The organism is Streptomyces sp. NPDC039430, assembly GCF_055639435.1.
Genome location: NZ_JBVKAK010000002.1, coordinates 778,469 through 798,174 on the forward strand (window position 1 = coordinate 778,469; position 19,706 = coordinate 798,174).

Below are 19,706 nucleotides of genomic sequence, written 5' to 3' on the forward strand. Positions count from 1 at the left end.
GAGGCATCCGGGTGGACGGTACGACGGGTGCGACCGGTGCGACCGGTGCGACCGGTACGGACGCTACGGACCGTACGAACCGCCGGCCGATGGATCTCACGGCGTACGAGGAACGGGCCAGGCGCGGCCCCTGCTTCGTCTGCGCGTTCCTCGCGGGGGACCCCGCGTTCCGGCACGAGACGGTGTACGAGGACGAGGACCACGTGGCCTTCCTCGACCGCTACCCCACCCTGCCGGGGAAGCTCCTGGTCGCGCCGAAGGCCCATGTCGAGCAGGTCGTCGGCGACCTGGACGAGACCGCGTACACCCGGCTCATGCTGTTCGTACGGACGGTCGCGCTGGCGATGGAGGACGTACTGGCGCCCGAGCGCACGTACCTGCTCTCGTTGGGGAGCGGGCAGGGCAACGCGCATCTGCACTGGCACATCGCCGGGCTGCCGCCGGGGGTGCCGTACGAACGGCAGCAATACCACGCGCTCATGGCCGAACACGGCGTACTGGCCACGCCTCCCGAGGAGAACGCGGCCCTGGCCGAGAGGTTGCGCCGGGCGGTGCGGGAAAGGCTGGGGCATGGACCTCGATGAACTCCAGCGCCGGGCCCTGCGCATCCACGACCTCTATGACGAACTGAACCTGCGGGAGCGCGGCCGGGTCTGGACGCGCGAGGAGTTCATGCTCGGCTTCGTCGGGGACGTCGGCGATCTGGCGAAGCTCGTCATGGCGGAGGAGGGCGCCCGCGAGGTGCCGGGCGGCGGACGCGCCGCTCTGGAACACGAACTGGCCGACTGCCTCTGGTCGGTGCTGATCCTGGCGCATCGGTACGACGTCGATCTGGACGCCGCGTTCCTGCGCACGATGGACGAACTCGACCGGTCGATCAGCGGCCGGCGGGTCGGCGGCCGGCCGGGAAGCGACGAGCCGGTCAGTGACCAGCCGGTCAGCGCGCCGGGAAGGCGCGACGACGGGCCAGGGTGACCGTGGTCAGGGCGCCGGCGATCAGGGGGAGTGCCGTCCAGGGCAGCGCGCCCGCGCCGGCTCCGGCGGACTCCAGGACCACCCCGCCCGCGAGCGAACCCGCCGCGATGCCCGCGTTGTAGACGGTGGTCTGCAGGGCGGTCGCGACATCCGCCCTGTCGGGGCCCGAGACATGGACCAGCGCCGTCTGGATCAGTGTGGGCGCCCCGCCGAACGCGACGCCCCACGCGGCGACCGAGGCCAGCAGGACCACGGGGTGCCGCCCGGCCAGGCCCAGCGCGAGCATCGCGGCCGCGATCAGGGCGAGCGCCCCGACGAGCGCCGGGCGCGGGTGGCGGTCGATCAGGACGCCCACCAGCCAGATCCCGCCGACCGTGGCGACGCCGAACACGAGCAGGACCACTCCGGTACGGCCGAAGCCCGCGCGCTCGGTGAACGGCGCCAGATACGTGTACATGGCCTGGTGCCCGAGCAGCAGGAGCAGCGTGGTGGCCAGCACCGCGGGGATGCCGGGCACGGCCGCGATCCGGCGCACCGGCACCCTGTCCGCGGCAGGCTCGCCCGGGAAGTCAGGGACATGCCGGTACACCCAGCCCACCAGGACCAGCGCCAGCACGGCCACCGTCGCGAAGGCCACGCGCCAGCCGAGGGCGGCGGCCAGGGCGGTGCCCGCCGGGATGCCCAGGGAGAGCGCGACGGTGATACCGGCCAGGACGACGGCGATGGCACGGCCCCGGTGTCCGGCCGGGGCCATCCGCGCGGCGTAACCGGCGAGCATCGCCCACAGCGTGCCGCCCATCGCCCCGGCCAGCAGCCGGGCCGCGAACGTCAGCGCGTATACGGACGAGAGCGCGGTGACGGCGTTGCAGAGCGCGAAACCGACGAGCGCGCCGACGAGCACCGGTCGGCGGCGCAGGCCGCGCAGCGCGGCGGTGAGCGGTATCGCGGCGAGGAACGAGGCGGCGGCGTAACCGGTCACCAGGAACCCGACCCGGCCCTCGGACACCTGGAGGCTCCGGCTCATGCCCGGCAGCAGCCCGGCGGGCAGCAGCTCGGTCAGCACGGCGGTGAACGCCGCCATGAACAGCGCCAGCAGCCCCCACAGGGGCAGCTTCGCCGCGGTACCGGAAACGGGCACAGCTGTGCCCTTCGAAGTCGACGCGGGGGACATGCGACCATCGTGAAACCTTCACATCAGTGTGAAGGCAAGTCATCGAGGCCGACCGCGAGAACGCGAGAACGCGGAGACGCGAGGATCAGGCGAGGCGCGCATGAAGATCGGTGAACTGTCCCGGCGCACCGGCGTCCCCACCCGGATGCTCCGCTACTACGAGGAACAGGAGCTGCTCCACCCCGAGCGCGCCGACAACGGCTACCGCTCCTACGACTCCTCGGCGGTCCACCGCGTCCAGCAGATCCGCGGACTGCTCGACTCGGGGCTCACCACCGAGATCATCCGCCGGATCCTGCCCTTCCTCAGCCGGCCCGATCAGATCCATCTCCACCCGGAATGCCTGACTCCGGAGACCGCGGGGCTGCTCCGCGACGAGGCCGAGCGCATTCATCAGCGCATCGAATGCCTGGCCCGCAACCGCGACGCCATCTACGCCTACCTCGCCGCGGTGCAGCCGTCCGCGGCAGCGGCCGACACCCCCGCCCCGGGCCCGGCCCCTGCCCGAGCCCCCACCCCCGCCCGAGCCCCCGCCTCGGCTACACCGCGTCGTTCGGACGGGACATCCGAAGCGCCAGCTCCCGCAGCAGATCCTCCGAGGTGATGTCCGTACGGCCGCTGTCGTGGACCTCGGCCAGTTGCGCGAAGACATACGTGAACGCGCCGATCAACTGCATCATCGGCGGCAGCGCGGCGGCGGTCACCGCGTGCGCCGCTTCGAGCGGGGTGGACTCCGGTGAGACCGTGAAGGACGGGAAGACCTCGGCCAGCAGCGATCCGATCTGCCCCTCGCCCGAGCCCCGCTCGCCGCTCTCCGCGCCGATGCCCCCGCCCGCCTGTCCGTTCCCGTGCCCGCCCGTGTGCCCGTCCGTCTCCCCGCCCGCGTCGCGGTTGGCGGTCCGGATCCACTCCGCGGACTGCGTGAGAATGCCGATGGCCCTGAGAACGACTTCGCTCTGCTCCATACCCCGAGCCTATGGGTCGCGCCGCGGTCCGTGGCCGGTCCACGGCTCCTCATGGCGCGGTCAAGACGTGGTCAAGGCGCGGGCGCCCGCTCGGGCGCCGTGTCCGCGTCCCCCGCGCGAGGTGGAAGTGGGCAAAACCCGGACGCGACACCGGGTTCGGACCTACCCTCAAGTGGTGTCGGGCGAGTCCGGCCGGGTGCTTGTTGTCGATGACAACAGGGTCATCAGGCAGTTGATCAGGGTCAATCTCGAACTAGAAGGGTTCGAGGTCGTGACCGCGGCCGATGGTGCCGAGTGCCTGGAAGTGGTCCACGACGTCATGCCCGACGCCATCACCCTCGATGTGGTGATGCCCCGCCTCGACGGTGTCCGTACGGCGCAGCGGCTGCGGGCCGACCCCCGCACCAGTGGTCTGCCGGTCGCGATCATCAGCGCCTGTACGCAGTACGAGGTGGAGTCCGGCATAGCCGCCGGAGTGGACGCCTTCCTCGCCAAGCCCTTCGAGCCGGCCGAGCTGGTCCGGCTCGTACGGCGGCTGACGCACCGGGAGGGCCCGCCGCCGGTGGACGGCAGACACGGTGCCGGGCGGGCCGGAAGCGCCCGCGGCTGACCGCATCGCGAAACCGGTTCGCGAAGAGGCCCCCCTCCTCCCATACGCTTGTCCCGTGACCCCCGCCGAGCTCTCCCGAACCGTACGGCGCGCCGTGTGCCGCGCGGTCGAGGACGACGCCCTCCCCGGGCCCGTGCCCGAACGGGTCACGATCGAACGGCCCCGGCCCGGCGGCCGGGGGGACTACGCCAGCAATATCGCGCTGCAGCTCGCGGGCCCGGCCGGGCGCCCGCCCCGAGAGGTGGCCGAGATCGTACGCGCGAACATCCTGCTCTCGGCGACCACCTCCCCGGCCACCTCCGTGACCACATCCCCGGCCACCTCCGAGTCCGGCTCCGCAGCCGCCTCCTCGACCGGCCCCTCGACCGGCGCGGCACCCCGCACAAGCCCCGGCATCGACCGCATCGAGATCACCGGCCCCGGCTTCCTGAACTTCACCCTGGCCCGCGACACCCGCGCCGAACTGGTCCGTACGATCCTGCGGGCGGGACCGCGCTACGGACACGGCGACGCGCTCGCCGGTACGGCCGTGACCTTCGCCCCCTCCGACGAGCCCCGGGCCGCGCTCTGGGCCGACACGGTCGTGGAGCTGCTCCGCAGCCAGGGCGCGGCGGCGGAGATCGTGCCCGGGGCCGGCGAGAGGCTGCGCCCGCTCCCCGCGCCCGCCGGCGACGACCCCTTCGCCCGGCTGGGCCCCGACGCGGCCCGCTGGGGGCTGCTGCGGCCCGCCGCCCACGACCGCCCGTACACCGGCGCCGAGTTGCTGGTCCAGCGCGAGAGCAACCCCCTCTTCCGGGTGCGCTACGCGTACGCCCGTACGCGCGCCCTCGCCCGCAACGCGGCGGAACTCGGCATCACCCCCGACCCGGCCCCGGCCTCCGACCCGGCGCCCGCCCCCGACCCGGCGCCCGCCCCCGCCCGCGGCGGCAACTCCGACGGCACCCCCGAGGCCACCGGTCACGACAGCGCCACCGCGCTCCTCCTCACCGCCCTCGGCGACCACCCCGCCGTCCTCGAAGCCGCCGCCCGGCTGCGCGCGCCCGACCGGCTCGCCCGCCATCTCGAACACACCGCGGACGCGTTCCTGCGCTTCCAGGAGACCTGCCGCCCGCTGCCCCTCGGCGACGAGAAACGCTCGGCCGCCCACCGCTCCCGGCTCGCGCTCGCCGACGCCGCCGGGGCCGTGCTGGCCGGCGGCCTGTCCCTGCTCGGCATCGATGCCCCCGCGTACCTCTGAAGAGACCCAAGAGAGCCAAGAACATGAGCCGTTCCGCACACCCCGCAGGCCCCCGTCACGCGGATGTCCTCCCCGAGGGGCACTACACCGCGCCCGCCGCCGACCTCAACGTCCTCGACGAGAAGGTCTGGTCGCGAACCGTCCGCAGGAACGAGGACGGGGTGGCGACCGTCGCGGGCATCGAAGTGACCCGGCTGGCCGAGGAGTTCGGCACCCCCGCGTACTTCCTCGACGAGGCGGACTTCCGTGCCCGCTGCCGCGCCTGGGCCGACGCCTTCGGCGAGGACGCCGACGTGTTCTACGCGGGCAAGGCGTTCCTCTCCCGGGCCGTCGTCCGCTGGCTCGACGAGGAGGGCCTCAACCTCGATGTCTGCTCGGGCGGTGAACTCGCCACCGCGCTCGCGGCCGGCATGCCCGCCGAGCGGATCGCCTTCCACGGCAACAACAAGTCCGTCCAGGAGATCGAGCGCGCCGTCTCCGCCGGTGTCGGCCGTATCGTCCTCGACTCCTTCCAGGAGATCGTGCAGGTCGCGCATGTCGCGCAGCGCCTCGGCAGGCGCCAGCCGGTCCAGATCCGGGTCACGGTCGGCGTCGAGGCGCACACACACGAGTTCATCGCCACCGCGCACGAGGACCAGAAGTTCGGGGTCGCCCTCGCCGGCGGCCAGGCCGCCGAGGCCGTCAGGCGGGCCCTCAAGCTCGACGGGCTCGAACTGATCGGCATCCACTCCCACATCGGCTCGCAGATCTTCGACATGGCCGGCTTCGAGGTCTCCGCCCGCCGCGTCGTCCAGCTCCTCGCCGACGTACGCGACGAGCACGGCGTGGAGCTGCCCGAGATCGATCTCGGCGGCGGCCTCGGCATCGCGTACACCTCCGAGGACGATCCGCGCGAGCCGCACGACATCGCGAAGGCCCTCAACGACATCGTCACCCGTGAGTGTGAGTCCGCCGGGCTGCGCACCCCGCGCATCTCCGTCGAGCCCGGACGCGCGATCGTGGGACCCACGGCCTTCACCCTGTACGAGGTCGGCACCATCAAGCCGCTCGAAGGGCTTCGTACGTATGTCAGTGTGGACGGTGGCATGTCCGACAACATCCGTACGGCCCTGTACGACGCCGAGTACAGCGTGGCGCTCGTCTCCCGCCGCTCCGACGCCGAGCCGATGCTGACACGCGTCGTCGGCAAGCACTGCGAGAGCGGCGACATCGTCGTACGGGACGCGTTCCTGCCCGCCGACCTGGCGCCCGGTGACCTGATCGCCGTCCCCGCCACCGGCGCGTACTGCCGCTCGATGGCGAGCAATTACAACCACGCGCTCCGGCCGCCCGTCGTCGCCGTCAGGGACGGTGAGGCCCGGGTGATCGTCCGGCGTGAGACGGAGGAAGATCTTCTGCGTCTCGATGTCGGCCACTGAAATACATGTCTCGCAATCTGGACGAGGCACAGAAACCCCCGTCCGGTGAGTGAGACTGGTTCGGATTCCTGCTTCAAACAGCTGTGATGGATGAAAGGCGTAGGTCGGATGATGCGTACGCGTCCGCTGAAGGTGGCGCTGCTGGGCTGTGGTGTGGTCGGCTCAGAGGTGGCGCGCATCATGACGACGCACGCCGACGACCTCGAAGCGCGGATCGGCGCCCCGGTCGAGCTGACCGGGGTGGCCGTCCGGCGCCCCTCCAAGGTGCGTGCGGGCATCGACCCCGCACTGATCACCACCGACGCGACCGCGCTGGTCAAGCGCGGTGACATAGATGTGGTGGTCGAGGTCATCGGCGGGATCGAGCCCGCCCGTACGCTCATCACCACCGCGTTCGAGCACGGCGCCTCCGTCGTCTCCGCCAACAAGGCGCTGCTGGCCGAGGACGGCGCGACGCTCTACGCGGCGGCCGAGCGCCACGGCCGGGATCTGTACTTCGAGGCGGCCGTCGCCGGAGCCATCCCGCTGATCAGGCCGCTGCGCGAGTCCCTCGCCGGGGACAAGGTGAACCGGGTCCTCGGCATCGTCAACGGCACCACCAACTTCATCCTCGACCGGATGGACACCGCGGGCGCCGGCTACTCCGAGGCGCTCGACGAGGCCACCGCCCTCGGCTACGCGGAAGCCGATCCGACCGCGGACGTCGAGGGCTTCGACGCCGCCGCCAAGGCCGCGATCCTCGCCGGGATCGCCTTCCACACCCGGGTACGCCTCGACGATGTGCACCGCGAGGGCATCACGGAGGTCACCTCCGCCGATCTCGCCTCGGCGACACGGATGGGCTGCACCGTCAAACTCCTCGCCATCTGCGAGCGCGCCGCCGACGGCCAGTCCGTCACCGCGCGGGTCCACCCGGCGATGATCCCGCTCAGCCATCCGCTCGCCTCTGTGCGCGAGGCGTACAACGCCGTCTTCGTCGAGGCCGAGGCGGCCGGACAGCTGATGTTCTACGGCCCCGGCGCGGGCGGCTCCCCGACGGCCTCCGCCGTGCTCGGCGATCTCGTCGCCGTCTGCCGCAACAAGCTCAACGAGGCCACGGGCCCCGGCGAGTCGGCGTACACGCAGCTGCCCGTGAGCCCCATGGGCGAGGTCGTGACGCGCTACCACATCAGCCTCGACGTGGCCGACAAACCGGGTGTACTCGCCCAGGTCGCGACGGTCTTCGCCGAGCATGGCGTATCGATCGATACCGTACGTCAGAAAGGCCGACAGGACGGCGGCGGCGAGGCCGCCCTCGTCGTCGTCACCCACCGCGCGCCAGACGCCGCCCTCTCCGGGACCGTCGAAGCGCTGCGCAAGCTCGACACCGTGCGCGGTGTCGCCAGCATCATGCGTGTTGAAGGGGAGTAAGGGACCCATGACCAGCATCGGCACCCGCCAGGGCACCCACCAGTGGCGCGGCATCATCGAGGAGTACCGGGACCGCCTCCCGGTGACGGAGAAGACGCGGGTTGTCACCCTTCGTGAGGGTGGTACGCCGCTCGTCCCCGCCCAGGTGCTGTCCGAGCGCACGGGGTGTGAGGTTCATCTCAAGGTCGAGGGCGCCAACCCCACCGGATCCTTCAAGGACCGTGGCATGACCATGGCCATCACCCGGGCCAAGGAGGAGGGCGCCCAGGCGGTCATCTGCGCCTCCACCGGCAACACCTCGGCCTCGGCCGCCGCCTACGCGGTACGCGCCGGAATGGTCTGCGCCGTGCTCGTGCCCCAGGGGAAGATCGCGCTGGGCAAGATGGGCCAGGCGCTGGTCCACGGCGCGCGCATCCTCCAGGTCGAGGGCAACTTCGACGACTGCCTGACGCTGGCACGCTCGCTGTCCGACAACTTCCCGGTGGCGCTGGTCAATTCGGTCAATCCGGTCCGTATCGAGGGCCAGAAGACCGCCGCCTTCGAAATCGTGGACGCGCTGGGCGACGCCCCCGACATTCATGTGCTGCCCGTCGGGAACGCCGGCAACATCACGGCGTACTGGAAGGGATACACCCAGTACGCCGCGGACGGCCCGGCCGCGAAGACCCCCCGTATGTGGGGTTATCAGGCGTCCGGTTCCGCGCCGATCGTGCGCGGCGAGATCGTCAAGGACCCGCACACCGTCGCCACCGCGATCCGGATCGGCAACCCCGCGTCCTGGCAGTACGCGCTGGCGGCCCGTGACGAGTCCGGCGGCTTCATCGACGAGGTGACGGACCGGCAGATCCTGGCCGCCTACCGGCTGTTGGCCTCCCAGGAGGGCGTTTTCGTCGAGCCCGCCTCGGCCGCCTCGGTCGCCGGTCTGCTCAAGGCCGCGGAGGAGGGCAAGGTCGACCCCGGCCAGCGCATCGTCTGCACCGTCACCGGAAACGGCCTCAAGGACCCGGACTGGGCGGTCGCGGGAGCACCCCAGCCGGTCACCGTGCCGGTCGACGCCGTCGCGGCGGCGCAGCGCCTGGGCCTGGCATAACAGCGCGGCATAGGCGCCCGGCACGGTATCGGTCCGGGGAGCCGGCCCCGGCGTCGGCGCACAGGAGCCATGCGACACGCATCGTGCGCCTCCTGTGCGCCCTATGTCGCCATGGAACCTTCCTTCGATAGGCTGTACCCAACCCGCCCCGCCGCATATGCCGCGGTGTTGCCCCTGTGGCCCTCGGGTGTTCCGTATGTCCTCGAACGTCTCGCAGCCGCCTCTGTCTCGCAGCCGAATCCCGCAGTCCCGCAAGTCACCACCCCTGTAGTCCCGTAGTCCCGCAGTCACAAGGAGAGTCGTCAGAGCGATGGCCGGTCCCGCGTTCCGCGCCGCCGCCGTACGGGTGCGCACCCCCGCCACCAGCGCCAATCTCGGTCCGGGCTTCGACGCCTTCGGCCTGTCGCTGGGGCTCTACGACGACGTGGTCGTCCGCGTCGCCGACTCCGGCCTGCATGTCGACATCGCGGGTGAGGGCGCCGAGACGCTTCCCCGTGACGAAACTCATCTGCTCGTACGGTCCCTGCGCACGGCCTTCGAACTGCTCGGCGGGCAGCCGCGCGGCCTGGAGGTCGTCTGCGCCAACCGCATCCCGCACGGCCGCGGCCTGGGCTCCTCGTCCGCCGCGATCTGCGCCGGGATCGTGGCCGCCCGCGCGGTGACCATAGGCGGCGACGCCCGGCTCGACGACGCGGCACTGCTCGAACTGGCCACCGAGATCGAGGGGCATCCCGACAATGTCGCCGCCTGTCTGCTCGGCGGATTCACGGTGGCCTGGATGGACGGCGGAGCGGCGCGCGCCATCAGGATGAAGCCCGCCGATTCCATCGTTCCGGTGGTTTTCGTACCCGGCAGCCCGGTTCTCACCGAGACCGCGCGCGGCCTGCTGCCGCGCACCGTCCCCCATGTGGACGCGGCGGTCAACGCCGGTCGCGCGGCCCTGCTCGTCGAGGCGCTGACCAGGCGCCCCGAGCTGCTGCTGCCGGCCACCGAGGACCGGCTCCACCAGGATTACCGGACCCCGGCGATGCCGCAGAGCGTCGCGCTTGTCAACCGGCTGCGCGCGGACGGCGTCCCAGCGGTTGTCTCCGGCGCGGGCCCCACGGTCCTCGCGCTGGTCGAGGACGGTGCGGCCGACAAGGTCGCACGGCTGGCGGGCGAGGGATGGGCGGCCAATCGGCTCTCCCTCGACGCCGCGGGGACGAGCGTTCTGCCGCTCGGCTCGTAGCCACAGGAGATTGCCGGTGAGTGAGAGGGGGAATGTTTGTTGGAGCCGGTAGTGTTAACCTCAAGTCTGCTACCGACGTCTTTGAGGCGCGGTGCTTCGTGTCCCGCTTCGGGACCACCCTTCTTCCGGGAGCCTCCCCAACTGCCTGAGCAGCCTGCCTGAGCAGTTTTGAGCACGCACCGGAACCGGCACGACACCCCCCGTTTTTCCCAGCGGTGGGCCGAGCAGGGGGACCTCGGGCCGGACCCATTGCACGTACGCACGTTTGCAGATCTCTCCGCCATACCCGGCGGGACCACCGCCCCGGCACGGTCCACAAGACAGGACCGCAGTCGGACAGCACAACCGGTCGCCGAGCCAGAAGGCCGACGTCCGCTCCAGGGAAGGACCCTTCGTGAGCGACACCACCGATCTGATGGGCGTGACTGCCGACAGCACTGTCGACACGACCGCGCCCGCCGAAGGTGCTGCCACTGGCACCACCGCACGGCGCCGCCGCTCCGGCACCGGCCTCGAGGGCATGGTCCTGGCCGAGCTGCAGCAGGTCGCGTCAGGCCTCGGCATCAGGGGCACCGCGCGGATGCGCAAGAGCCAGCTGATCGAGGTCATCAAGGAGGCGCAGGCCGGGGGCTCGTCCGCCGCCAAGAGCGCCGACTCCGGCAGCGCGGACGCCGAGACCAAGCCGAAGCGGCGCGCGACCTCCAAGGCCCGTACGGGCGAGGCCGCCGAGGAGAAGTCCGGCAAGGCAGACAAGGCCGTGGCCCAGCAGCAGATCGACATCCCCGGTCAGCCCGCCAGTGACGACCAGCCCGCGGGCGAGCGCCGCCGTCGCAGGGCCACCGCGCAGGCGGGAAGCCCCGAGACCAGCACGGACGCCAGGGCCGAGGCCCCGGCCGACGTGAAGGTCGAGGCCCAGCCCGACGCCAAGGCCGAGGCGGCCGTCTCCGCGTCCGCCGGCGGCTCGGCGCAGGCCGAGGCCGACGGCCGGCGCGGCGAGCGCCAGGACCGCGGCCAGCGAGGCGACCGTGACCGCGGCGAGCGCGGCGACCGCCGTGACCGCCAGCGCGACCGGCGGGGCAAGGGCGACGACCAGCAGGGCGGCCAGGGCGGTCAGCAGCAGGGCGGCGGGCGCCAGCAGCGCGACAACCGCGGCGGCGGCCAGGGCCAGAGCCAGGGCGGCGGCCAGAACACCGGCCCGCAGGACGACTTCGACGACGAGGCGGGCGGCCGTCGCGGCCGTCGCGGGCGCTACCGCGACCGCCGTGGCCGCCGTGGGCGCGACGAGTTCGGGCCCGGCGAGCCGCAGGTCGCCGACGACGATGTGCTGATCCCCGTCGCGGGCATCCTCGACATCCTCGACAACTACGCGTTCATCAGGACCTCCGGCTACCTGCCCGGTCCGAACGACGTGTACGTCTCGCTCGCCCAGGTCCGCAAGAACGGCCTGCGCAAGGGCGACCACGTCACCGGCGCGGTGCGCCAGCCGAAGGAAGGCGAGCGCCGCGAGAAGTTCAACGCGCTGGTCCGCCTCGACTCCGTCAACGGCATGGCGCCCGAAACCGGCCGTGGCCGACCGGAGTTCCAGAAGCTGACGCCGCTCTACCCGCAGGACCGGCTCCGGCTGGAGACCGACCCGGGTGTGCTGACGACGCGGATCATCGACCTGGTCGCCCCCATCGGCAAGGGCCAGCGCGGTCTGATCGTGGCCCCGCCGAAGACCGGTAAGACCATGATCCTCCAGGCCATCGCCAACGCGATCACGGTCAACAGCCCCGAGTGCCATCTGATGGTCGTCCTCGTCGACGAGCGCCCTGAAGAGGTCACCGACATGCAGCGCTCGGTCAAGGGCGAGGTCATCTCCTCGACCTTCGACCGCCCGGCCGAGGACCACACCACCGTCGCCGAGCTGGCCATCGAGCGCGCCAAGCGTCTCGTCGAGCTGGGTCACGACGTGGTCGTCCTGCTGGACTCCATCACCCGTCTGGGCCGTGCGTACAACCTCGCGGCTCCCGCCTCCGGACGCATCCTGTCCGGTGGTGTCGACTCGACCGCGCTCTACCCGCCGAAGCGCTTCTTCGGCGCGGCGCGCAACATCGAGGACGGCGGCTCGCTGACCATCCTGGCCACCGCGCTGGTCGAGACCGGCTCGCGCATGGACGAGGTGATCTTCGAGGAGTTCAAGGGCACCGGCAACATGGAGCTCAAGCTCGACCGGAAGCTCTCCGACAAGCGCATCTTCCCGGCGGTGGACGTGGACGCGTCCAGCACGCGTAAGGAAGAGATCCTGCTCGGCAGCGACGAGCTGGCCGTCGTCTGGAAGCTGCGCCGGGTGCTGCACGCCCTCGACCAGCAGCAGGCGATCGAGCTGCTGCTGGACAAGATGAAGCAGACGAAGTCGAACGCGGAGTTCCTGCTCCAGATCCAGAAGACGACGCCGGGCCCCGGAAACGGCAACGGCAACGACTGACGGGTAACTATGGGCCAGTAATGACCGACCGGGCTGAACCGGCCTGACCAGGTCGGATGGACACAGAAACCGCCCCCTCGCTCCGGCGAGGGGGCGGTTTTCCGTCTCCGGGCCCGCCGCTTTCCGGTGACGGCCGCCCGGAGACCTTCGCCACACCCCCCTGGACCGGCCCTGAACCGCCCGTGGGCGGCTCCGTACGCCGAAGACACAGGTGACCACGGGCGACGCCACCCGGTCGGCGCAGCGCCCCGGCAGGCGCCGCCGCCCGTTCCGCCGGGACGGCCACAGCATGCTGTGCAACCCTTCTTGGTGCTTCACTGTCTGTACAAGTGGCGACGAAACGTCCCACATCGCACGGCGGGAGGTAACGGAACCGGCACGACGGACAGAGGGAGATCATGACCGACCGGAGCGACAGCCGAATACGCGGCGGCGGCAAGCGCCGCAAGACCTCGGGCAAGCGCCGGCGCACGACCGCCATCGTGGCGTGGTCGGCGGCGGGGCTGGTCCTCCTCGGCGGATCCGGGCTCGGTTACGTCTACTACAAGCTCAACGGCAACCTCCTGGGCGTCGACATCAACGCCCAGCTCGGCGGCGACCGCCCGGCCAACGCCGACAACGGCTCCGAGGACATCCTCGTCCTCGGCTCGGACTCCCGGTCCGGCGCGAACGCCGCGTACGGCACGGACGGCGGCGGCGCCCGCTCCGACACCGCGATGATCGTCCACGTCTACAAGGGCCACAAGACGGCCAGCGTCGTCTCCGTACCGCGGGACACCCTGATCGACCGCCCCGAGTGCACCGACTCCAGGGGCGCCGCCGTGCCCGCCGCGCCGATGGCCATGTTCAACACGGCGTACGAGGTCGGCGGCCCCGCCTGCGCCGTGAAGACCGTCGAGAAGATGTCCGGCATCCGCATGGACCACTACATCGAGGTCGACTTCACCGGCTTCAAGAAGCTCGTCGACCAGCTCGGCGGCGTGAAGATCACCACCACGCGGGCCATCGACGACCCCAAGAGCCATCTGAAGCTGGCACCCGGCACCCACACCCTCGACGGTGAGCAGTCCCTCGGTCTCGTACGGACCCGCCACAGCGTCGGCGACGGCAGCGACCTGGGGCGGATAGAGCTCCAGCAGGCGTTCATCAAGGCGCTGATCGAGCAGGTCAAGAGCATCGGCGTGTTCAGCAACCCGAAGAAGCTCTACGACCTCGCCGACACCGCCACCCGCGCGATCACCCCCGACACCCAGCTCGACTCGGTCGACAAGCTGATCGGATTCGCCGACGGGCTCAAGGACCTCGGGGCCAAGGACGTCAAGATGATCACGCTCCCGGTCCAGTACGACCCCGCCGACCCGAACCGCGTCCTGCCCCTCCAGGCCCCCTCCCGGCAGGTCTGGACGGCGCTCAGGCAGGACAAGCCCATCCCCGCCTCCGCGACCAAGGACTCCGCGGGCGACCAGGGCGACGCGAACGGCGTGGTCAGGAGCGGCTGACCGGTCCCGCCCCGGGCGATCGGCACCGGCTTTCCACAGGTGCCCGGCGGAATCCGGAATACTTTCCGCCGTACCCCCGTTTTGGGAGATACGGCCGGTCCTGGCAGACTGGTACGTCGGTCCCGGTTCACGCACGCGCACTCCGCACGTGCGACCCGGCGCCCTCCCCGCCTCCGCGCGGGGATGTTCCCTAGGAGAACCCCTTGAAGCGCGACATCCACCCCGCGTACGTCGAGACCCAGGTCAGCTGCACCTGCGGTGCGTCGTTCACCACCCGGAGCACCATCGAGTCCGGCACCATCCGTGCCGACCTCTGCTCCGAGTGCCACCCGTTCTACACGGGCAAGCAGAAGATCCTCGACACCGGTGGCCGCGTGGCCCGCTTCGAGGCCCGCTTCGGCAAGGCCGCCGCCTCCGCCAAGAAGTAGCGAGCAACCCGCGCCGGTCCTCGGCGCCCCGTATCCGGGGCGCCGAGACCGGCGCTTTGGCGTCCCGAAGCACCTTACGTACGAACCAGGAGCCCCCGATGTTCGAGGCGGTCGAGGAACTGATCGGCGAGCACGCCGATCTGGAGAAGAAGCTCGCCGACCCGTCGGTCCACGCGGACCAGGGACACGCGCGCAAGCTCAACAAGCGTTACGCCGAGCTCACCCCGATCATCGGCACGTACCGCTCCTGGAAGCAGACCGGCGAGGACATCGTGACCGCCCGCGAGTTCGCGGCCGACGATCCCGATTTCGCCGCCGAGGTCAAGGAACTGGAGAAGCAGCGCGAAGAGCTGACCGAGAAGCTCCGCCTGCTGCTCGTACCGCGCGACCCCAGCGACGACAAGGACGTCATCCTTGAGGTCAAGGCCGGCGCGGGCGGCGACGAATCCGCGCTCTTCGCCGGTGACCTGCTGCGCATGTATCTGCGGTACGCGGAGCGCGTCGGCTGGAAGACCGAGATCATCGACGCCACCGAATCCGAGCTGGGCGGCTACAAGGACGTCCAGGTCGCGGTGAAGACCAAGGGCGGCAACGGCGCCACCGAGCCGGGACAGGGCGTCTGGGCGCGGCTGAAGTACGAGGGCGGGGTGCACCGCGTCCAGCGCGTGCCGTCCACCGAGTCGCAGGGCCGTATCCACACCTCCGCCGCCGGTGTGCTCGTCACGCCCGAGGCCGAGGAGGTCGACGTCGAGATCCACGCGAACGATCTGCGGATCGACGTCTACCGCTCCTCGGGCCCCGGCGGCCAGTCCGTCAACACCACCGACTCCGCCGTACGCATCACCCATCTGCCGACCGGAGTCGTCGCCTCCTGCCAGAACGAGAAGAGCCAGCTCCAGAACAAGGAGCAGGCACTGCGTATCCTTCGCTCGCGGCTTCTCGCGGCCGCGCAGGAGGAGGCGGAGAAGAACGCGGCCGACGCCCGGCGCAGCCAGGTGCGGACGGTCGACAGGTCCGAGAAGATCCGGACATACAACTTCCCGGAAAACCGGATCTCCGACCACCGCGTCGGGTTCAAGGCGTACAACTTGGACCAGGTGCTCGACGGAGAGCTGGACGCCGTCATCCAGGCCTGTGTCGACGCCGACTCCGCAGCGAAGCTCGCCGCCGCCCAGTAACCACTCTCGCAGTCCGGAGGAACCAGCGTGCAGCCACTTCCCGGTGGGCACAGCGACCCTCAGCGGCTCCGTCGCGGGCCCGCCGGCCGCGGCAGCCTGCTGCTCGCCGAGGTGGCGCAGGCCACCCAGCGGCTGGCGGACGCGGGCGTCCCCTCGCCGCGCTTCGACGCGGAGGAGCTCGCCGCGTATGTGCACGGCGTCAAGCGGGGAGAGCTGCACCACGTCAAGGACGCGGACTTCGACGCACGCTACTGGGAGGCCGTCGCCCGCCGTGAGGCCCGCGAGCCGCTCCAGCACATCACCGGACGCGCCTTCTTCCGCTATCTGGAACTCCAGGTGGGCCCCGGCGTGTTCGTGCCGCGCCCGGAGACCGAATCGGTCGTCGGCTGGGCGATAGACGCCGTACGCGCCATGGACGTCGTCGAGCCGCTGATCGTCGACCTGTGCTCGGGCTCCGGCGCGATCGCGCTCGCCATGGCGCAGGAGGTGCCGCGCTCGCGCGTACACGCCGTGGAACTGTCCGAGCAGGCCCTCACCTGGACGCGGAAGAACGCGGAGGGGTCCAGGGTCACCGTCCACCGGGGAGACGCTCTGAGCGCCCTTCCCGAGTTCGACGGCCAGGTCGACCTGGTCATCTCCAACCCGCCGTACATCCCGCTGACCGAATGGGAGTACGTCGCCCCCGAGGCCCGTGACCACGATCCGGAGATGGCCCTCTTCTCCGGCGAGGACGGCCTCGACACGATCCGCGGCATCGAACGCACCGCGCACCGGCTGCTGCGGCCGGGCGGTCTGGTCGTCGTCGAACACGCGGACACCCAGGGCGGCCAGGTGCCGTGGATCTTCAGCGAGGAATCCGGCTGGGCCGACGCCGCCGACCACCCCGATCTGAACAAGCGACCGCGCTTCGCGACAGCCCGCAAGGCCATGCCGTGACAGCGCCGGCCGCACCGAGAGCCGCACGGGCGGCCGTCCCGGCAGCGAACCGGGCAGCACACCACTGGTCACCACACCACCGGGCATCACACCACAGGAGGGCCGGCTAAATGGCACGGCGATACGACTGCAACGACGCGACCGACCGTACGACGGGTCTGCGCGAGGCCGCGTCGGCCGTCCGCCGTGGTGAGCTGGTCGTGCTGCCCACCGACACCGTCTACGGGATCGGTGCGGACGCCTTCAGCTCCGAGGCCGTCGTCGACCTGCTGGAGGCCAAGGGGCGCGGCCGCAATATGCCCACCCCTGTCCTGATCGGCTCCCCGAACACCCTGCACGGCCTCGTCACCGACTTCTCCGAGCAGGCCTGGGAACTGGTCGACGCGTTCTGGCCCGGCGCCCTCACGCTCGTCGCCAAGCACCAGCCGTCCCTCCAGTGGGACCTCGGGGACACCCGCGGCACCGTCGCCATCCGGATGCCGCTCCACCCCGTCGCCATCGAACTGCTCACCGAGGTCGGCCCGATGGCCGTCTCCAGCGCCAACCTCACGGGACACCCGGCCCCCGAGGACTGCGACGCCGCCCAGGAGATGCTCGGGGACGCCGTCTCCGTCTACCTCGACGGCGGCCCGACGCCCGGCAACGTCCCCTCCTCCATCGTCGACGTCACCGGCAAGGTCCCGGTGCTGCTGCGGGCCGGCGCCCTCGACGCGGAGGAGCTCCGCAAGGTGGTACCCGACCTTGAGGTGGCCAATTGACCGCCCCTGAGGGGCGTGGCATAGCGGAGACCGCATTCACCGGCAACACCTTCCGCATCCTCCACGTCAGCACCGGCAACGTCTGCCGCTCGCCGATCACCGAGCGGCTGAACCGGCATGCCCTGACCGTCCGCCTCGGCGAACGGCTCACCGGCGGCCTGATCGTGGAGAGCGCGGGCACCTGGGGGCACGAAGGCGCCGCCATGGAGGCCAACGCCGAAGCCGTACTGGCCGACTTCGGCGCGGACGCCTCCGGTTTCGTCGGCCGCGAACTGCTCGACGAACACGTCATCCGCGCCGACCTGGTCCTCACCGCGACCCGCGACCACCGCGCCCAGGTGATCTCCATGGGGCACTCCGCGGGGCTGCGCACCTTCACGCTCAAGGAGTTCACCCGGCTGGTGCGCGCCATAGACCCGGCGACCCTGCCCGACCCCCTCGACGAGGGGGTCGTCGAGCGCGCCCGCGCGCTGGTCCGCGCTGCGGCCGCGCTGCGCGGCTGGCTGCTGGCGCCCACGGCGGAGGCGGACGAGGTCTACGACCCGTACGGCGCGCCCATCACGTTCTTCCGCTCGATCGGCGAGGAGATCCACCAGGCGCTGGACCCGGTCGTGACGGCCCTGACGGGAGTACCGGCGCGGCCGCCTCTTTTTTGAGGGCTCGGTTCGCCTCCGGTCGTGGGCCGGGGTGCACAAGACAGACGTGAGCGCCTACGTTCGCGCAACCGCCGCGCGGCCTCTTTTTTGAGGGCTCGGTTCGCCTCCGGGGCGCCTTGAGCCAACGTCGACGGTCGACCGTGCTCGATTCGCTCGTTCCTCACGAACCTCCGCGCGCTCTCCCTTACGACGTCGGCGCGCCCCTTCGGCTCACTCGCCGCCGGAAAGACGGCGCCCGGAACGGATCGGCGCCCGGGGCAGCCGCGTCGCCCGTCGCGCATCGGCGTCCCCACCGGCCTACATTGGAAGGCACGCACCCCCTCCGAGGTCCGGAGTCCGCCATGCCCGTCGTCACCGCCCCCCACACGACAGCGCCGGACGTCCTGCGGCGGCAGGACCCCGAGATGGCCGAGGTCATCCTCGGAGAGGCGCGACGGCAGGCGGACAGTCTTCAGCTCATCGCCGCGGAGAACTTCACCTCGCCCGCCGTCCTCGCCGCCCTCGGCTCCCCGCTCGCCAACAAGTACGCCGAGGGCTATCCCGGCGCCCGCCACCACGGCGGCTGCGAGCTGGTCGACGCCGCCGAGCGGATCGCCGTCGCGCGGGCGAAGGCGCTCTTCGGGGCCGAGCACGCCAACGTACAGCCGCACTCCGGCTCCTCCGCCGTCCTCGCCACGTACGCCGCCCTGCTGCGCCCGGAAGACACCGTGCTGGCCATGGGGCTGCCGTACGGCGGCCATCTCACCCATGGCGCGCCCGTGAACTTCTCCGGACGGTGGTTCGACTTCGTCGGATACGGGGTCGACGCGGAGAGCGGGATCATCGACTACGCGCAGGTGCACCAGCTGGCGCGGACACACCGGCCCAAGGCCATCGTCTGCGGGTCGATCTCCTATCCCCGCCATATCGACTACGCCACGTTCCGGGAGATCGCCGACGACGTCGGCGCGTATCTGATCGCGGACGCCGCCCATCCGATCGGGCTGGTCGCCGGGGGAGCGGCGCCCAATCCCGTGCCGTACGCCGATGTCGTGTGCGCGACGACGCACAAGGTGCTGCGCGGGCCGCGCGGCGGAATGATCCTGTGCGGTGAGGAGTACGCGGAGCGCGTCGACCGGGCCGTGTTCCCGTTCACGCAGGGCGGCGCGCAGATGCACACCATCGCCGCCAAGGGGGTCGCCTTCGGGGAGGCCGCGGCCCCCGCGTTCACGGCGTACGCGCACCGGGTCGTCGCCAACGCCCGTGCGCTGGCCGAGGCGTTGGCCACGGAGGGTTTCCTTATCACCACGGGTGGTACCGACACCCATCTGATCACCGCCGATCCGTCGCCCCTGGGAGTGGACGGCAGAGCGGCCCGCGGCCGGCTGGCCGCCGCCGGTGTGGTGCTGGACACCTGCGCGCTGCCCCACGCGGACCGCCGGGGCCTCCGGCTGGGCACCGCCGCGGTGACCACCCAGGGCATGGGAGAGGCGGAAATGCGCCGGATCGCGGCCCTCTTCACCGCGGCGCTGGGTGAGGATGTTGCGAAGACGCGGGGGATCCGCGGTGAAGTGCGGAGTCTGACCGGGCGTTTTCCTCCGTATGCGACCCTTTCCTGAATGAAACATCCGGGGGCGGGAAGCCGTGCAACCATCTCGTCCATTGCGTTGTCCTCGCTCATAACGCGACTCGGTTTCCATC

The 19,706-nt window shown here is 71.2% G+C and carries 18 protein-coding genes and 1 pseudogene; 17 read left to right on the top strand and 2 right to left on the bottom strand.

The window, feature by feature from the left end; translation table 11 throughout:
- Nucleotides 1-11 precede the first annotated feature (11 nt).
- Complete coding sequence (locus tag ACZ7LS_RS08535) at nt 12-584, top strand: HIT family protein (RefSeq protein WP_385133292.1); 573 nt, start codon at nt 12-14, stop codon at nt 582-584.
- Nucleotides 571-975 carry a MazG nucleotide pyrophosphohydrolase domain-containing protein gene (locus ACZ7LS_RS08540; protein ID WP_385133289.1) on the top strand — a complete coding sequence of 135 codons (405 nt, stop codon included), beginning with the start codon at nt 571-573 and terminating at the stop codon, nt 973-975. The genes ACZ7LS_RS08535 and ACZ7LS_RS08540 overlap by 14 nt, the downstream gene beginning before the upstream one ends.
- Here the strand turns inward: ACZ7LS_RS08540 and ACZ7LS_RS08545 are convergent.
- Complete coding sequence (locus ACZ7LS_RS08545) at nt 938-2,146, bottom strand: MFS transporter (RefSeq protein ID WP_385133285.1); 1,209 nt, start codon at nt 2,144-2,146, stop codon at nt 938-940. The genes ACZ7LS_RS08540 and ACZ7LS_RS08545 overlap by 38 nt on opposite strands.
- Nucleotides 2,147-2,246: 100 nt before the next feature.
- On the opposite strand from ACZ7LS_RS08545, the pseudogene ACZ7LS_RS08550 reads away from it, so the two are divergent.
- Nucleotides 2,247-2,621, top strand: a pseudogene (locus tag ACZ7LS_RS08550) (MerR family transcriptional regulator); the annotation flags it as partial.
- A gap of 64 nt (nt 2,622-2,685) precedes the next feature.
- On the opposite strand, the gene ACZ7LS_RS08555 reads toward ACZ7LS_RS08550, so the two are convergent.
- Nucleotides 2,686-3,111, bottom strand: a complete 426-nt coding sequence (locus ACZ7LS_RS08555) for a hypothetical protein (protein WP_382664997.1) — start codon at nt 3,109-3,111, stop codon at nt 2,686-2,688.
- A 127-nt stretch (nt 3,112-3,238) separates the two neighbouring features.
- Between ACZ7LS_RS08555 and ACZ7LS_RS08560 the strand changes: the two genes are divergently transcribed.
- The 14 genes from ACZ7LS_RS08560 to ACZ7LS_RS08625 all read left to right on the top strand — a co-directional run bounded on the left by ACZ7LS_RS08560 (nt 3,239) and on the right by ACZ7LS_RS08625 (nt 19,624).
- The gene (locus ACZ7LS_RS08560) at nt 3,239-3,721 is read left to right on the top strand and encodes a response regulator (RefSeq protein WP_382517788.1); all 483 of its coding nucleotides are present in this window, start codon (nt 3,239-3,241) and stop codon (nt 3,719-3,721) included.
- A gap of 55 nt (nt 3,722-3,776) precedes the next feature.
- On the top strand, nt 3,777-4,958 hold the full coding sequence (gene nrtL, locus ACZ7LS_RS08565; RefSeq protein WP_385133282.1) for an ArgS-related anticodon-binding protein NrtL: 1,182 nt from the start codon (nt 3,777-3,779) through the stop codon (nt 4,956-4,958).
- A 23-nt stretch (nt 4,959-4,981) separates the two neighbouring features.
- Nucleotides 4,982-6,376: a diaminopimelate decarboxylase gene (lysA, locus tag ACZ7LS_RS08570; RefSeq protein ID WP_382517783.1), complete on the top strand. Its 1,395-nt coding sequence runs from the start codon at nt 4,982-4,984 to the stop codon at nt 6,374-6,376.
- A gap of 108 nt (nt 6,377-6,484) precedes the next feature.
- Nucleotides 6,485-7,786 carry a homoserine dehydrogenase gene (locus ACZ7LS_RS08575; RefSeq protein ID WP_382664993.1) on the top strand — a complete coding sequence of 434 codons (1,302 nt, stop codon included), beginning with the start codon at nt 6,485-6,487 and terminating at the stop codon, nt 7,784-7,786.
- 7 nt (nt 7,787-7,793) lie between these two features.
- Nucleotides 7,794-8,876, top strand: a complete 1,083-nt coding sequence (gene thrC, locus ACZ7LS_RS08580; RefSeq protein WP_382517777.1) for a threonine synthase — start codon at nt 7,794-7,796, stop codon at nt 8,874-8,876.
- A gap of 310 nt (nt 8,877-9,186) precedes the next feature.
- Nucleotides 9,187-10,104: a homoserine kinase gene (gene thrB / locus ACZ7LS_RS08585; RefSeq protein ID WP_382517775.1), complete on the top strand. Its 918-nt coding sequence runs from the start codon at nt 9,187-9,189 to the stop codon at nt 10,102-10,104.
- A gap of 394 nt (nt 10,105-10,498) precedes the next feature.
- Entirely contained in the window at nt 10,499-12,571 is a 2,073-nt protein-coding gene (gene rho / locus ACZ7LS_RS08590; RefSeq protein WP_382517772.1) for a transcription termination factor Rho, read from the top strand.
- Nucleotides 12,572-12,969: 398 nt separating this feature from the next.
- Nucleotides 12,970-14,070: an LCP family protein gene (locus tag ACZ7LS_RS08595; RefSeq protein WP_385133277.1), complete on the top strand. Its 1,101-nt coding sequence runs from the start codon at nt 12,970-12,972 to the stop codon at nt 14,068-14,070.
- Between the two features lie 203 nt (nt 14,071-14,273).
- Nucleotides 14,274-14,498 (top strand): 50S ribosomal protein L31, encoded by a 225-nt coding sequence (gene rpmE / locus ACZ7LS_RS08600; protein ID WP_066950131.1) that lies wholly within the window; start codon nt 14,274-14,276, stop codon nt 14,496-14,498.
- 98 nt (nt 14,499-14,596) lie between these two features.
- Nucleotides 14,597-15,676, top strand: a complete 1,080-nt coding sequence (prfA, locus tag ACZ7LS_RS08605; protein WP_382517767.1) for a peptide chain release factor 1 — start codon at nt 14,597-14,599, stop codon at nt 15,674-15,676.
- Nucleotides 15,677-15,772: 96 nt separating this feature from the next.
- Complete coding sequence (gene prmC, locus ACZ7LS_RS08610; protein WP_382517952.1) at nt 15,773-16,612, top strand: peptide chain release factor N(5)-glutamine methyltransferase; 840 nt, start codon at nt 15,773-15,775, stop codon at nt 16,610-16,612.
- A gap of 110 nt (nt 16,613-16,722) precedes the next feature.
- Nucleotides 16,723-17,370 (top strand): L-threonylcarbamoyladenylate synthase, encoded by a 648-nt coding sequence (locus tag ACZ7LS_RS08615; RefSeq protein WP_356512124.1) that lies wholly within the window; start codon nt 16,723-16,725, stop codon nt 17,368-17,370.
- Nucleotides 17,367-18,026: an arsenate reductase/protein-tyrosine-phosphatase family protein gene (locus ACZ7LS_RS08620; protein WP_382664987.1), complete on the top strand. Its 660-nt coding sequence runs from the start codon at nt 17,367-17,369 to the stop codon at nt 18,024-18,026. Before ACZ7LS_RS08615 ends, ACZ7LS_RS08620 begins: the two co-directional genes overlap by 4 nt.
- A 341-nt stretch (nt 18,027-18,367) precedes the next feature.
- A complete protein-coding gene (locus ACZ7LS_RS08625) occupies nt 18,368-19,624 on the top strand; it encodes a serine hydroxymethyltransferase (RefSeq protein ID WP_385133272.1) in 1,257 nt (418 codons plus the stop codon).
- Nucleotides 19,625-19,706: the final 82 nt, after the last annotated feature.

Coding starts and splice junctions, on each gene's coding strand:
- ACZ7LS_RS08540 (WP_385133289.1), top strand. CDS start 571: ATGGACCTCGATGAACTCCAGCGCCGGGCCCTGCGCATCCACGACCTC.
- ACZ7LS_RS08545 (WP_385133285.1), bottom strand. CDS start 2,146: ATGTCCCCCGCGTCGACTTCGAAGGGCACAGCTGTGCCCGTTTCCGGT.
- ACZ7LS_RS08555 (WP_382664997.1), bottom strand. CDS start 3,111: ATGGAGCAGAGCGAAGTCGTTCTCAGGGCCATCGGCATTCTCACGCAG.
- lysA (WP_382517783.1), top strand. CDS start 4,982: ATGAGCCGTTCCGCACACCCCGCAGGCCCCCGTCACGCGGATGTCCTC.
- ACZ7LS_RS08575 (WP_382664993.1), top strand. CDS start 6,485: ATGATGCGTACGCGTCCGCTGAAGGTGGCGCTGCTGGGCTGTGGTGTG.
- thrC (WP_382517777.1), top strand. CDS start 7,794: ATGACCAGCATCGGCACCCGCCAGGGCACCCACCAGTGGCGCGGCATC.
- thrB (WP_382517775.1), top strand. CDS start 9,187: ATGGCCGGTCCCGCGTTCCGCGCCGCCGCCGTACGGGTGCGCACCCCC.
- ACZ7LS_RS08595 (WP_385133277.1), top strand. CDS start 12,970: ATGACCGACCGGAGCGACAGCCGAATACGCGGCGGCGGCAAGCGCCGC.
- prfA (WP_382517767.1), top strand. CDS start 14,597: ATGTTCGAGGCGGTCGAGGAACTGATCGGCGAGCACGCCGATCTGGAG.
- ACZ7LS_RS08615 (WP_356512124.1), top strand. CDS start 16,723: ATGGCACGGCGATACGACTGCAACGACGCGACCGACCGTACGACGGGT.
- ACZ7LS_RS08625 (WP_385133272.1), top strand. CDS start 18,368: ATGCCCGTCGTCACCGCCCCCCACACGACAGCGCCGGACGTCCTGCGG.